The organism is Nocardia sp. NPDC059240 (assembly GCF_042753865.1).
Lineage (GTDB): Bacteria > Actinomycetota > Actinomycetes > Mycobacteriales > Mycobacteriaceae > Nocardia.
In genome coordinates this window covers 800,816-813,986 of record NZ_JBHZAC010000004.1, presented here as the reverse complement: position 1 = coordinate 813,986, position 13,171 = coordinate 800,816, and the positions used below count along the sequence as shown (strand labels likewise).

11 protein-coding genes are annotated in these 13,171 nt (G+C 67.0%); 5 read left to right on the top strand and 6 right to left on the bottom strand.

Going from position 1 to position 13,171, the window contains the following annotated elements:
- Nucleotides 1–115: 115 nt before the first annotated feature.
- Complete coding sequence (locus ACFXHA_RS18415) at nucleotides 116–1,111, bottom strand: acyl-ACP desaturase (RefSeq protein ID WP_379358111.1); 996 nt, start codon at nucleotides 1,109–1,111, stop codon at nucleotides 116–118.
- A gap of 299 nt (nucleotides 1,112–1,410) precedes the next feature.
- Here ACFXHA_RS18415 and ACFXHA_RS18410 point away from each other — a divergent pair, with 299 nt between their 5' ends.
- Both ACFXHA_RS18410 and fadD32 read left to right on the top strand, forming a co-directional pair.
- Nucleotides 1,411–2,655, top strand: coding sequence for a KasA/KasB family beta-ketoacyl-ACP synthase (locus ACFXHA_RS18410; protein WP_379358109.1), 1,245 nt, complete (start codon nucleotides 1,411–1,413; stop codon nucleotides 2,653–2,655).
- Between the two features lie 147 nt (nucleotides 2,656–2,802).
- On the top strand, nucleotides 2,803–4,665 hold the full coding sequence (gene fadD32 / locus ACFXHA_RS18405; protein ID WP_379358107.1) for a long-chain-fatty-acid--AMP ligase FadD32: 1,863 nt from the start codon (nucleotides 2,803–2,805) through the stop codon (nucleotides 4,663–4,665).
- Nucleotides 4,666–4,726: 61 nt separating this feature from the next.
- Here fadD32 and ACFXHA_RS18400 read toward each other — a convergent pair whose 3' ends face one another.
- Nucleotides 4,727–5,455 carry an NADPH-dependent F420 reductase gene (locus ACFXHA_RS18400; protein ID WP_379358105.1) on the bottom strand — a complete coding sequence of 243 codons (729 nt, stop codon included), beginning with the start codon at nucleotides 5,453–5,455 and terminating at the stop codon, nucleotides 4,727–4,729.
- Nucleotides 5,379–5,948, bottom strand: a complete 570-nt coding sequence (locus ACFXHA_RS18395; RefSeq protein WP_379358103.1) for an NADPH-dependent FMN reductase — start codon at nucleotides 5,946–5,948, stop codon at nucleotides 5,379–5,381. Before ACFXHA_RS18395 ends, ACFXHA_RS18400 begins: the two co-directional genes overlap by 77 nt.
- A gap of 223 nt (nucleotides 5,949–6,171) precedes the next feature.
- On the opposite strand from ACFXHA_RS18395, the gene ACFXHA_RS18390 reads away from it, so the two are divergent.
- Nucleotides 6,172–7,326, top strand: a complete 1,155-nt coding sequence (locus tag ACFXHA_RS18390; protein ID WP_379358101.1) for a lipase family protein — start codon at nucleotides 6,172–6,174, stop codon at nucleotides 7,324–7,326.
- 51 nt (nucleotides 7,327–7,377) lie between these two features.
- On the opposite strand, the gene ACFXHA_RS18385 is transcribed toward ACFXHA_RS18390, so the two are convergent.
- The 3 genes from ACFXHA_RS18385 to ACFXHA_RS18375 form a co-directional block, all read right to left on the bottom strand.
- Nucleotides 7,378–8,535: a YeiH family protein gene (locus ACFXHA_RS18385; protein ID WP_379358099.1), complete on the bottom strand. Its 1,158-nt coding sequence runs from the start codon at nucleotides 8,533–8,535 to the stop codon at nucleotides 7,378–7,380.
- 4 nt (nucleotides 8,536–8,539) lie between these two features.
- On the bottom strand, nucleotides 8,540–8,695 hold the full coding sequence (locus ACFXHA_RS18380; protein WP_379358097.1) for a hypothetical protein: 156 nt from the start codon (nucleotides 8,693–8,695) through the stop codon (nucleotides 8,540–8,542).
- An 88-nt stretch (nucleotides 8,696–8,783) separates the two neighbouring features.
- The gene (locus ACFXHA_RS18375) at nucleotides 8,784–9,842 is read right to left on the bottom strand and encodes an AraC family transcriptional regulator (protein ID WP_379358095.1); all 1,059 of its coding nucleotides are present in this window, start codon (nucleotides 9,840–9,842) and stop codon (nucleotides 8,784–8,786) included.
- 110 nt (nucleotides 9,843–9,952) lie between these two features.
- On the opposite strand from ACFXHA_RS18375, the gene ACFXHA_RS18370 reads away from it, so the two are divergent.
- Together ACFXHA_RS18370 and ACFXHA_RS18365 are read left to right on the top strand one after the other, a co-directional pair.
- Entirely contained in the window at nucleotides 9,953–11,425 is a 1,473-nt protein-coding gene (locus ACFXHA_RS18370; RefSeq protein ID WP_379358093.1) for a flavin-containing monooxygenase, read from the top strand.
- Between the two features lie 2 nt (nucleotides 11,426–11,427).
- Nucleotides 11,428–13,155, top strand: a complete 1,728-nt coding sequence (locus tag ACFXHA_RS18365; RefSeq protein WP_379358091.1) for a GMC family oxidoreductase N-terminal domain-containing protein — start codon at nucleotides 11,428–11,430, stop codon at nucleotides 13,153–13,155.
- The last annotated feature ends 16 nt before the right edge of the window (nucleotides 13,156–13,171 follow it).

The window sequence follows — 13,171 nt, the reverse complement described above, 5'->3', positions numbered from 1 at the left end:
GCTTCACCACCCCCCCTGAGCCCCCCCCCCCCCCCCCACCCCTCCCCCCGCTGCGGCGGGCGGCGCGGGCGGCGCGGCCCCCCCCCCCCCCCGCCACTGGGTGATTCGTCCGAGGTCAGCCGACCAGGACGGGGGGTTGTTCGGTGCGGCGGGCATCGCGGGCGAGGGCCTTGTCGCGTTGTTCTTCGAAGCGGACGACATCGCCGCGGAGCTTGTCGAGGAACTGGCCGAGTTCATTGCGGCGCTGGTCGCCGAACGCGCCGAAGTCGGTGCGTTCGAAGATGTTCCACTTCTTGAGGTTGGGGAGCAGGACCTCTTCGAGGTGCTGGCGGAGGTCGTAGATGCCGTGCTTGGCCATGAGCACGCCGTTGCGGCGGAAGTTGGGCATGCCCATGCCGGGCATCTGGAATCCCATGACGATATTGGTAATGGCGTCCATGGCCTGGTCGGGTGAGAGGTCCAGGGCGGCACCGCACATATTGCGATAGAAGATCATGTGCAGGTTCTCGTCGGCGGCGATGCGTTGCAGCATGCGGTCCGCTATGGGGTCATCGCACACTTTGCCGGTATTGCGGTGTGAAACTCGGGTCGCCAATTCCTGGAATGTCACATAAGCGACGGAATGCATAAATCCGGCATCGGCGTTCAGTTGCCGATCGCTGTGCTTCTTGATCAACTGCGCGGCGTTGTAGCCGTTGGTCATGTGAATCATGCGCGCCTGTTCCAGCGCCACCGGATCCACGCCGCGGGTCACCACCAGGTAATCGCGAATCACGATGCCGTGCCGGTTCTCCTCGGCCGTCCAACGTCCGACCCAGGTGCCCCAGGCGCCGTCCTGGGAGAAGTTCTCGGCGATCTCTCGGTGATAGCTGGGAAGATTGTCCTCGGTGAGCAGATTGGTGATCATTGCCGCCTTGGCGACCTCGCTGAGCTTCGACTGCTCGGGATCCCAGTCGACCCCATCCATAGCTGCAAAGTTGCGACCGAGATCCCAAGGCACATAGTCATGGGGGTGCCAGTCCTTGGCCATCGATAGATGACGGTCGACATTCTGCTCGGCAATCGGCTCCAGCTCGATGAGCAGCTCCAACTGCGTGAGACTCCTGGCCACTGTCGTGTGCCCTCCCTCGAAATGGCTCGGCCTGCGAGAATGATGGTGGAGAACAGAATGCTGGAGATCCGGCGATCACCGCCGCGGCGCAGGGGATCCGGCTTGGAAACCGATACCCGCGTGTCGTCCAATGAGACTGGTCGGCGTCGCCTCGGATAATCTAGCCCAGTTCGCCGATGATTGGCTTCACACCCCGCCGATACGTTCCTGGCCGGGCCCGCTCGCTAGTTCCAAACCAGTCCTTGACAGCCCACGCGGATCGATCAAGGTTCGCCGAAGCATTGCTACGGAGAGTGAACATGCAGACGCCCAACCACAGGAAATACCCCAGCGTCGTGGTCACCGCGCTCGCGGCCACCACCTCGATCGCGGGTGACGTCGACTCGACGTGGAAGGGACTACTCAACGGCGAGAGCGGAATCGACGTTCTCGAGGACAGCTTCCTGGACGACTTCGGCCTGCCGGTCCGCATCGGCGGTCACCTCAAGGTCTCGCCCACCGATCAGGTCAGCAAGGCCGAGGCCCGCCGGTGGTCGTACGTCGAGCAGATGGCGGTGGTGCTGGGCCGCGAGATCTGGGCCAATGCCGGGAATCCCGAGGTGGACAAGGATCGGCTGGCCGTCTCCATCGGCACCGGTCTGGGCGGCGCGGAGATGCTCATGTCCGCGCGCGACAAGCTCGTCAACGGCGGCTACCGCAAGGTGGTCCCGCACACCGTGCAGGGCGTCATGCCCAATGGCGCGGCGGCGTGTGTCGGCGTGGAATTACAGGCGAGGGCCGGTGTGTCCACGCCTGTTTCGGCTTGTTCGTCCGGTTCGGAGGCGATCGCCAACGCCTGGCGCATGGTCGTCATGGGCGATGCCGACATGGTGGTCACCGGTGGCGTGGAGGGTTCCATCCAGGCGCTGCCCATCGCCGGGTTCTCCATGATGCGTGCCATGAGCACCCGCAATCACGACCCCAAGGGCGCGTCACGACCGTTCGACAAGGACCGCGACGGTTTCGTTTTCGGTGAGGCCGGGGCGCTCATGATCATCGAGACCGAGGAGCACGCGCTGGCGCGCGGCGCCACCATCCACGCCCGGATCATGGGCGCGGGCATCACCTCCGACGGTTTCCACCTGGTCGCACCGGATCCCGAGGGAACCGGCGCGGCGCGCGCCATGAGCCGCGCCATGGAGTACGCGGGCATCTCGAAAGCCGATGTGTCGCACATCAATGCGCACGCCACCGCCACGCCGATCGGCGACACGGCGGAGGCCAACGCCATCAAGCAAGCTGTCGGCAACCATGCAGCGGTGTACGCGCCCAAGTCTGCCCTCGGGCATTCCATCGGTGCGGTCGGTGCGCTGGAGTCGGTCATCACCGTGCTCAGCGTGCGTGACGGAATCATCCCCGCCACACTGAATTTGGAGAACCAGGACCCCGAGATCGACCTGGATGTGGTGCATGGCCAGGCGCGACAGGGCAGTTTCGACTACGCCCTGAACAACTCCTTCGGCTTCGGTGGGCACAACGTGGCCATCGCGTTCGGCCGGTACTGAGTCGGTGTTATTCGTTCGTACCCGGTGACGCGGGAAACCGGCACCTGCTAGAGTCCCCAAGCCCCCAGCTACATTCGGGCTTTCGGTGTCGATCTTTGTTCGGTGTCACTACACAGTTCTCGACTGTGAGTTGAAGAAGGATAGGGAATGATCGGCGAGACCTTCGAAGACGTTCTGGACGAGCACGGCAACATCAAGATCCCTGAGAACCAGACCATGGTCGACCTGGTCGACAAGCACGCCGCGGTCAACGGGGACGAGCTCGCCTACCGCTATATCGACTATTCGCGTGAACGCGACGGTGAGTACCACGACCTCACCTGGAACCGTTTCGGTGTCCGGCTGCGTGCCGTGGCTGCCCGGCTGCAGCAGGTCACGCAGCCCGGCGACCGCGTCGCCATCCTGGCGCCCCAGGGCCTGGACTACATCGTGGCCATGTATGCCGCGGTGTACGCGGGCAATATCGCGGTGCCGCTGTTCGATCCGGAGGAGCAGGGCCACAGCGATCGGCTGCACGCCGTGCTCGACGACTGTGCGCCGTCGGCGATTCTGACGGTCGGCTCGGCGGCGGTCGGGGTGCGCGAGATCTTCAAACACCTGCCCGCGCCGCAGCGTCCGCGCATCATCGCGGTCGAGGCGATCCCGGATAGTGTGGGCGAGAGCTGGGTGCGTCCCGATCTGCAGATGGACGATGTGGCCTATCTGCAGTACACCTCCGGTTCGACCCGCACCCCGGCCGGCGTGGAGATCACGCACCGGGCGGTCGGTACCAACCTGCTGCAGATGATCGACGCCATCGGCATCACCGAGATGGCGCGCGGCGTCACCTGGCTGCCGCTGTTCCACGACATGGGATTGCTGTGCGCGATCCTGCCGACCATCGGCGGCAAGTACATCACCATCATGTCGCCCAGCGCCTTCGTGCGACGGCCGCACCGCTGGATCAAGGAGCTCGCCGCCCAGGAGGACGGCGCCGAGATCTTCGCCGCCGCACCGAATTTCGCCTTCGAGCACGCCGCAGCCCGCGGATTGCCCAAGCCCGGTGAGGAATTGGACCTGTCCAATGTCATCGGCCTGATCAACGGCAGCGAGCCGGTGTCGGTCACCTCGATGCGAAAGTTCAACGATGCCTTCGCCCCCTACGGCCTGCCCAAGACCGCCATCAAGCCCTGCTACGGCATGGCCGAGGCCACGCTGTTCGTCTCCGCTACCAAGCGCGAGGACGAGGCGCGCGCGGTCTGGGTGGATCGCGTGCAGCTCAATGCCGGGCATATGGTGGAGGTCGACGAGCACGCGGAAAACGCTGTGGCCCAGGTGTCCTGCGGTTACGTCGCGAATTCGCAGTGGGCGGTGATCGTGGACCCCGACACCGGGGCGGAGCGGCCCGACGGTGAGGTCGGCGAAATCTGGTTGCACGGCGCGAACATCGGCCGCGGCTACTGGGGCCGGCCGGAGGAGAGCGAGGCCACCTTCCACAACCGGCTCACCGCGCGGCAGTCCGGTAGTCACGCCGAAGGTGCTGCGGCGGAAGCCAACTGGATGCGCACCGGCGATTTCGGCGCGTACTACGACGGCGAGCTGTTCATCACCGGCCGGGTCAAGGATCTGGTGATCGTGGACGGCCGCAACCACTATCCGCAGGATCTGGAGTACTCCGCCCAGGAGTCCAGCACCGCCCTGCGTCCGGGTTTCGTGGCCGCCTTCTCGGTGTCCGCGAACCAGCTCCCGGTCGAGGCGATCGCCGCCGACGCCACCGAACAACTGGTCATCGTGGCCGAACGCGGTACGGGCGCAGCCAAACTCGATCCCGAGCCGATCACCGAAACGGTGCGCGCGGCCATCGCCAAACGCCACGGCGTCACCGTTCGCGACCTGCTGCTGGTCCCGGCGGGCTCCATCCCGCGCACCTCCAGTGGCAAGATCGCGCGTCGCGCCTGCAAGACGGCCTACCTGGAAGGCACCCTCCGGGGTGGCCATCGCCAGCAGGCCTTCCCCGACCAGGTCGACTGAATCGCTCTGTAGCGCAACCGATCCACCGAATGGCACACCTGCCGGTGTGCCATTCGGCGTTTCAGGGTGCGATCGGCGGGATGGAGAGGCGGTGCAGGGGACCGTTGGGCTCCAGCGCGGTGCTGTCGGTGATATTGCCGATGATGATCGGCACGAAGCCGGTGGTCTTGATCAGGTCGGCCACCCGGCACAGCGCGGCGGGGTGGTCACCGGCCATCGGGGCGACGATGCGGCCCAGCGAGGTCAGCGGGCCGGAGCGGAACATGGGGGTGGTGAAGTTGTTGAAGGCCTTGACCAGTTGCGCCTTCGGAAACAGTTCGGCCACCACCGCGCTGGTGGGGCGGCCGTCGGTGGACAGCAGGGTGACCGAGCCGTCGTCCTCCCGGACATAGGGGTTGGCCGGGTCGACCCAGATCTTGCCCTCCAGATCGGGGAGTTCCTTTGCCAGGGCCGGTAATTGGAGCCAGGGGACCGCGCCGATGAGGATGGTCGAGGAGTCGGTCACCAGGTCGATATCGCCGGGGTGGGTATGACGTAGCCCGCGGTCGGCCACTGCGGCCGACACCTCGTCGATGTGGTGGCTGGCGATGTGCACGGTGTGCCCGGCGCGGTCGAACAATCCCGCCAGGCTCAGGCCGAAATAGCCGGCCCCGAAGATTCCCACGTCCATGACCCGCACACTCCTGTGTCCGGAGGGGTGTTCTCTCGATAGCTCAATTATCGAGGTGAACCGAGGTGGCGGCCGCGGCGGGGTGGGCGGCGTGCTCGGCGAGGGCGCGGGCGGCGGCATTGAGCCTGGCGCGGGCCTCGGGCGCGGTGACCAGGCCGTCTGGGCCGATATCGCTCTGCTGCACGGTGATCCGGCCGCTCGCGGCCTCCACGATCTCGGCCCCGGCATAGCCGACCACGGTGCGCAGGGTGGCGACGGCGGCCTCGCCACGGCCCGCGTAGGCCACATTCACGTAGGCCACGGGCTTGTCGCTGAGATCGGCGTTGCCGATGGTCCATTCGAGGAGGTTCTTGAGGGTGCCGGGGATCATGCCCGCGTACTCGGGGGTGCAGAACAGCACCGCGTCGACCTCGGCGAGCTGCCGGTGCAGGGCCAGTACCGCCTCCGGTTCGTCCGTTTCGCCGGGGATGAACGGCGGCAGGCCGAGCAGGCCGTCATAGAGGCGGACGTCCAGGTCCGGGCCGGCGTCGGCGGCGATGGTGCGCAGGGCGGCACTGTTGGTCGAGCCGGCGCGCGTGCTGCCGGAGACCAGCAGAATGCGGGGAATGGTCACGACTTCGGCAACGTGGCTGGGGCCGGGAGTATTTCGGGCCGGTGTGACCGTTGTCTCGGATGTGCCATCCCAATAAGTGGGAGTTGTTGTGACAAGAAGTGTCGTTATCTTCCATTCTGGGTATGGTTTCGAACAAGCAGGACTGTCCGGGACAGCTGTAACGCCCGGATCAGGTTGTGCGACAACTGCATAACGCGAGTTTGTGCGAGAAGGGCAGGCAACGATGACTGCGAACACCAACCGCTTCGACGAGGCGGCGGTCGGTGCCGGACATCCCGGTACGTTCGGACCCGGACGGCTGCTGGCCGCCGAACCGATGACCGCGAGGATGCTGCCCGGTCTGAAACTGCCTGCTCGCGCCTGGCGCATCACCTACACCACGACCACCGCCAAGGGTGACCCGACGCAGGTCACCGGCACCGTGCTGGTCCCCAATACCCCGTGGCGCGGGCCCGGATCGCGGCCGCTGGTCGGCTATGCGGTTGGTACCCAGGGCCTGGCCAATACCGTCGCCGCCGCGTCCTGGCAGCTGCGCTACGGCATCGAATACGAGTCGGTGTTCCTGCGTGTCGCCCTGCGTCGCGGCTGGGCGCTCGCCATCACCGATTACCCGGGGCTCGGCAGCCCCGGCCTGCACCCCTACGTGATGGGCCGGGCGCTGGGACCCGCGGTACTCGACAGCATGCGGGCCGCGCGCCGACTGCCCGAGGCCGGACTGGATCCCGAGGGCCCGCTGGGCATCTACGGCTACTCCGAAGGCGGCAACGCGGCGGGCTGGGCCCTGCAGCTGCAGCCCACCTACGCGCCGGACCTGCCGCTGGTCGGCGGCGCGGTCGGCTCGGCTCCGGCTGATCTGGTCGACATGGTGAAGTTCCTGGACGACACCCCGTACGCGGTGCTGCTGTTCTACGGCGTGCTCGGCATCGAGGCCGCCTATCCGGAACTGAATGTGCTGCAGCACCTCAACGCGGGTGGCCGGGTGCTGGCCGCGCTGGCCCGCCGCACCCACGCCGGAGTCGCGGCGGTGGTTGGCATCGGTGCGGGCCTGGTCGTGCCCACCAAGGTCTCCACCTACACCCATCGCCCGCCGTTCGAGGTGCCCGAGGTGAAGGCGCGGCTGCTGGAGAACCGGCTGGGCGGAATCGCTCCCGCCGCACCCGTTCTGGTGGCCGGTGGCACCAGCGAACAGATCATTCCGTATCCGCAGGCCGTGCGACTGGCCGAGGAATGGAAAGCGCTGGGCGCGGACGTCACCATGCTCACCATGCAGGGCCGTGAACACATCGGCGGCGCACTGGCTTTCGCCGGTCCGGCCATGCGGTTCCTGGCCGACCGCTTCGCCGAGTTCCGCACGCTCGAACTGCAGCGCGGGGCCTGATACGACGAAATCCGGGAATCCGAAGGGATTCCCGGATTGTCGGTTCGGAACTCAGTTCCCGATGCCCCAGTGCAGGACGCGGGAGGTGAACAGCACCAGGGCCAGCGACACCACGGCCACTGTCACCAGACCGACCACCGCGACCACCAGAGGACGCCAGCCCGTGCGGGCCAGCTCGCGGATGTTGGTGTTGAGCCCGACGCCTGCGAAGGTCAGCAGGAACGCCCACCGCGATACCGCGCCCAGATTGGCGACCTGCGCCTTGTCGATCCAGTGCACGGTCGCCAGCGCCGACACGGCCAGGAAGCCCAGCACGAACTTCGGGAACTTCGACCACACGAACAACGCCTTGGCGCGCAGGCCCGGTGCGATGGCGTCGGCCTCACCACGCGAGGCCCAGTAGGCCGCGAAGCCCAGCACCACGAACCCGATCAGCGCGTTGCGGGTCGACTTCACCAGTACCGCGATCTTGCCCGCCTCATCGGAGAACAGGTAGCCGGTGGCGGTGGTCTCGGCGGTGTTGTCGACGGCCAGACCCGCCCACAGCCCGAACTCGTGATCGCTCAGGCCGATGGCGTGACCCAGCGGCGGCAGCGCGAACAGCGCCACCGCGCCGAGCGCCAGAATGGCCGCGATGGCATAGGAGACATCGGAATTGCGGGCCCGGATCGCACCCTTGCCGGCGATGATCGCGGAGACGCCACAGATCGAGGTGCCGATGGCCAGTAGTGATCCGAGCTTGCCGGACAGGCCGAGATAGCGGGCCACCACCAGGATGATCGCGCCCGACACCGTCATATCGACCAGGATCTGAATGAAGCTGGTCCCGCTCAGCTTGGCGACATCGCCGAGGATGAAGCGCGCGCCCAGCGCGATGATGCCGATCTTGAGCCAGAACTCGTAGGTGCCGATGCCCGGTTTGAAGATCGGGTGCAGGCCGACGGTATTGGTGATCAGCAGGCCGATCAGGATGGCCCACAGCACGTATTCGATATCGGGGACGGTCCAGTGCTCGTGCTTGGCGATCTTCAGCCACCAGATCTCGGCGTACTTGCCGAGCAGGCCGACCGCGATGAGCAGCAGGACGCCGGGCACGTAGCTCAGCAGGCGGGCGAGGGTCAGGGGACCGGAGGGTTCGTCGAAAGCCTCGTCGTCGCCGCTGGTTTCGGTCGAGGTCTTGGTCAGGTCGGGGGTGCTGATATCACTCATGAGGTCACCACGGAATCTTCGGCAGGACGTCGAACACGGCGAGCGCGACCACGACGCCGGACACGATCACCGACCACCAGTCGGCGCCCAGACGCCCGAGGGCGTCCGGCCACGAAGGTCGGGCACCGGATGTCTCCGGCGCGGGATCAGGACTGTTCACCAGGGGCCTCCAGGTATAAACGCGCAGTACAGCACGTGAATGATGGGGCCCTCGGCGGAATTCGGACAGCGTTGGAATCGGACTGATTTCAGCCGTGACGTTGCGCGCGGCGGTAAGCGGCGGGGGTGGTGGCGGTCCAGCGTTTGAAGGCGTGGATGAACGGGGTGGCTTCGGCGTAGCCGAGGCGGATCGCGATGTCGTCCACCGAGAGTGGGGTGGCGGTGAGCATCTCCTCGGCCAGCGTGTGGCGAACCTCGTCGAGGAGCGCCCGGTAGGAGGTGCCCGCGGCTTCGAGGTGGCGGCGCAGGGTGCGGGCGCTGACATTGAGATCGCGGGCGACGGCGTCCAGAGTGGGTGGGGTTGCGAAACCCGTTGCGCCGGATCCGGGTAGCAACCGGTCGCGGACTTCGGCGGCGATGCCGGTGCGCGCACTGCGGCGGTGCAGCAGGTCGCGGCACTGGGCCACGCACACCGCCCAGGTGGGCTGGTTGGCCTGGGGGAGTGGGCGGGCGAGCAGGTCGGGGTCGATGCCGAAAACGGTGTGCGGGCGGTCGAATCGGGGCTGCGCGCCGAAGAGGGATTCCAAGCGTGCTCCGGAATCGCGGTCCGGGTAACCGAATTCGGCGCGGCTGAAGTCGACACGCGCCCCCAGCAGATCGCTCATCACCCGGTGCATGGCGACGATGTCGCGCTCGACCAGGAAGTGCTGCACGTCGGCGGGCACGGTGTCGTGGTGGATCCAGGTCACCACCTCGCGCGGTCGTGACTCCACGATCGGTGTGCAGAAGGCGAATCCGAGCCGGTAGTAGCGCAGCGCCAGCGAGATCGCCTCGCGCAGTGTGGGACTGGTGACGCAGGCGTAGCCGAAGATGCCGAAGGTGCTGATCCGGTAGCGGCGGCCCACCTCCACACCGAGCGCGGGCAGGCCGGGTAGCTCGCGCAGCAGGTTGCGCACCACGGCGAGTTCGGTCTCGGCGGGAATCTGGGCCTCGGCGTCGGTGAGCTGTCCTTCGGTGAGGCCGGTACCGGCGAGCATGCGCGCGATCGGCACGCCGTGGTCGGCCGCGAACTCGGTCATGACCGCGACGCTGGCGGTGCCGCGCGGGAAGTTCCAGGTCCGGACGTCCGGCTCCTCGACCGTGCTCATCCTGCCATTATGGCCGAAAGTATTGATTTTCTGGCCGTCGCTCTTTCATGGTCGGATAACCCCAGGTCGTAGCGTCGAATCCGATCACATCGCAGTGAGGAGAAGGACGCATGAACGGCAGCCCGTCGATCGTCATCATCGGCACCGGGTTCGGCGGCATCGGCATGGCGCTGGAATTGCGGCGCGCCGGCATCGACGACTTCGTCATTCTCGAGCGCGGCGACGACGTGGGCGGGGTGTGGCGGGAGAACACCTACCCGGGCGCGGAGTGCGATGTGCCCTCACCGCTCTACTCGTTCTCCTTCGAACCGAACCCGTCCTGGTCCAAGCGGTGTGCGCCGCAGGCCGAGATCCAGCGGTACCTGCGCGGGCTGACCGAGAAGTACGGGCTGCTCGAGCAGATCCGGTTCGGCTCCGAGGTCACCGCGGCCGAATTCGACGATGCCACCGGGCAGTGGACGGTCCGGATCGCCGACGGGACCGAGTTGACGGCCGACCTCGTGGTGTCGGCGGTGGGCCAGCTGTCGCGTCCGGCGGTACCGAATATCCCCGGGGCCGAGAGCTTTTCGGGCGTAGCCTTCCATTCGGCCGACTGGGATCACGGCGTCGACCTGCGCGGCAAGCGGGTGGCGGTGATCGGAACCGGCGCCAGCGCAATCCAATTCGTGCCCGCCATCCAATCCGAGGTGGCCGCGCTGACGCTGTTCCAGCGTTCGGCCACCTGGATCCTGCCCAAGCCCGACACCGACTACGGCCCTATCCGCCAGGCGCTGTTCGATCGTGTGCCGTCGGTGCTGCTGGCCGAGCGGCTGGCCTGGTGGGCGCTGTGCGAAACGGTATCGCTGAGCATCGTGGACATTCCGGCCATCCGGCCGATCGTCAGCCGGATCAGCACCCGGCATCTGGAGAAGCAGGTCACCGATCCGGTGTTGCGCGCCAAGCTGACTCCCGACGCCCCGCCCGGCTGCAAGCGCGGATTGTTCTCCAACGACTACTTCCCGGCGCTCGCGCAGCCCAATGTGCACGTGGAGACGGGCGGCATCACCGAGATCACCCCGACCGGCGTGCGCAGCGCCGACGGCACCCTGCACGAGGTCGACGTCATCATCTACGGCACCGGGTTCAAGGGCACCGAATTCCTGTGGCCGATGACCGTCACCGGCAGCCAGGGCCGCAAGCTGCACGACGAATGGGCCGACGGCGCACGGGCCTTCAAGGGCATCACCGTGACCGGGTTCCCGAATCTGTTCCTGCTCTACGGGCCCAATACCAATCTGGGTGCGGGCTCGATCGTGCACATCATCGAATCCCAGACCCGCTACGTCCGACAGGCCGTGGAGCTGCTGGCGCGCCGCCCCGGGCGGGTGCTGGAGGTTCGTCCCGAGGTCGAAGCGGGCTACGACGCGAGAATCCAAGGCCGCCTGGGTCGTTCGGTGTGGAACTTCTGCACCAGCTGGTATCGCAACGACGCCGGGCGCGTCACCAACAACTGGCCGGGCACCGTCACCGGCTACCGGCTCGAGACCCGCCGCCTGAATCCCTCCGACTACCGGCTCGTTCCGGTCGCCGCATCCCAGGAGTAGCAATGCGATTCGACTACGACGTCCTCGTCATCGGTTCCGGCTTCGGCGGCAGCGTGAGCGCGCTGCGACTGACCGAGAAGGGTTATCGCGTCGGCGTGCTGGAGGCCGGCCGGCGCTTCGAGGACCACGAGTTCGCGCAGACCTCGTGGCGGCTGCGGCGCTACCTGTGGGCGCCGGCGCTGGGCTGCTTCGGAATTCAGCGGCTGGCATTGCTGAAGGACACCTTCGTGATGGCCGGTGCGGGCGTGGGCGGTGGATCCCTCGTTTACGCGAACACGCTCTACGAGCCGCCGGAGAAGTTCTACGCCGACCGCCAGTGGGGGCATATCACCGATTGGAAGGACGAGCTCGCGCCGCACTACGACCAGGCCAAACGCATGCTGGGCGTGACCGCGAATCCGGCCACCACGCCCACGGACCGCGTGCTGCGGGAGGTGGCCGAAGACATGGGAATCGGTGACACCTACCGACCGACTCCGGTCGGCGTCTTCTTCGGCGGGCCCGGCCGCCGCCCGGGCGAGGATGTTCCGGATCCGTTCTTCGGCGGTGTCGGCCCGGATCGGCGCAGCTGCACCCACTGCGGTGAATGCATGACCGGTTGCCGCCACAATGCCAAGAACACCCTGGTCAAGAATTACCTGTACCTGGCCGAAAAGGCAGGTGCCGCAGTGCATCCGCTGACAACGGTCACCGACGTCCGGCCGCTGTCCGGCGGTGGCTACGCGGTGGAGTCCGTCCGCACCGGCCGATTCCTCCGCAGACAGCGCCACGAATTCACGGCCGAGCACGTGGTTTTCGCGGCTGCCGCGCTCGGGACCCAGCGGCTGCTGCACCGGCTGCGCGACAAGGGCTCGCTCACGGGGATCTCCGACCGGCTGGGCTATCTGTCGCGCACCAATTCCGAGGAGCTGCTCGGCGTGCGCAGTCGCGACGAGCACGCCGACTACACCAAGGGCGTGGCGATCACCTCCTCCATCCACCCCGACCACGACACCCATGTCGAGCCGGTGCGTTATGGCAAGGGCAGCAATGCCTTCGGCGTGATGAGCACCCTCATGGTCGACGACGAAGGCGACATTCCCCGCTGGCGGCTGTGGCTGCGCGCGGCCCGTCGCCGCCCTCGAGACGCTGTCCGCGTGCACAATTCGCGCCACTGGTCCGAACGGACCATCGGCCTGCTGGTCATGCAATCGGTGGACAACTCCATCACCACTTACACCAAACGTGGCCTGTTCGGCCGCCGCATGACCACCAAACAAGGTGAGGGCCAACCGAACCCGACCTGGGTCCCCGCCGGGCACGAGGTCGCCCGCCGCGTCGCCGACGCCATCGACGGCATCCCCATCGGCGCCAGCTCCGGCATCCTCAACATCCCCATGACCGGCCACTTCATCGGCGGCTGCGTCATCGGCGACACCCCCGACACCGGCGTCGTAGACCCCTACCACCGCCTCTACGGCCACCCCGGCCTGCACATCATCGACGGCTCCACCATCTCCGCCAACCTCGGCGTGAACCCCTCCCTCACCATCACCGCCCAAGCCGAACGCGCAGTCTCGTTGTGGCCCAACAAGGGTGAGCCCGACCCCCGCCCGGATCTGGGCGCGGCCTACCAGCGCATCACCCCGACCGCACCCCGCAGTCCGGTCGTACCGCCCACCGCTCCGGCGGCGTTGCGGCTGCCCTTGGTCGGCTTCAACGAAAACCTGAAGACGTCCGCGGACTCCTGAAAAGCGAAGGGCGGGC

What these genes read in the sequence shown, in the direction of transcription:
- ACFXHA_RS18410 (WP_379358109.1), top strand. Translation starts at nt 1,411, where the DNA reads ATGCAGACGCCCAACCACAGGAAATACCCCAGCGTCGTGGTCACCGCG.
- fadD32 (WP_379358107.1), top strand. Translation starts at nt 2,803, where the DNA reads ATGATCGGCGAGACCTTCGAAGACGTTCTGGACGAGCACGGCAACATC.
- ACFXHA_RS18400 (WP_379358105.1), bottom strand. Translation starts at nt 5,455, where the DNA reads ATGCCGCCGCCCGCGCCCTCGCCGAGCACGCCGCCCACCCCGCCGCGG.
- ACFXHA_RS18390 (WP_379358101.1), top strand. Translation starts at nt 6,172, where the DNA reads ATGACTGCGAACACCAACCGCTTCGACGAGGCGGCGGTCGGTGCCGGA.
- ACFXHA_RS18385 (WP_379358099.1), bottom strand. Translation starts at nt 8,535, where the DNA reads ATGAGTGATATCAGCACCCCCGACCTGACCAAGACCTCGACCGAAACC.
- ACFXHA_RS18375 (WP_379358095.1), bottom strand. Translation starts at nt 9,842, where the DNA reads ATGAGCACGGTCGAGGAGCCGGACGTCCGGACCTGGAACTTCCCGCGC.
- ACFXHA_RS18370 (WP_379358093.1), top strand. Translation starts at nt 9,953, where the DNA reads ATGAACGGCAGCCCGTCGATCGTCATCATCGGCACCGGGTTCGGCGGC.
- ACFXHA_RS18365 (WP_379358091.1), top strand. Translation starts at nt 11,428, where the DNA reads ATGCGATTCGACTACGACGTCCTCGTCATCGGTTCCGGCTTCGGCGGC.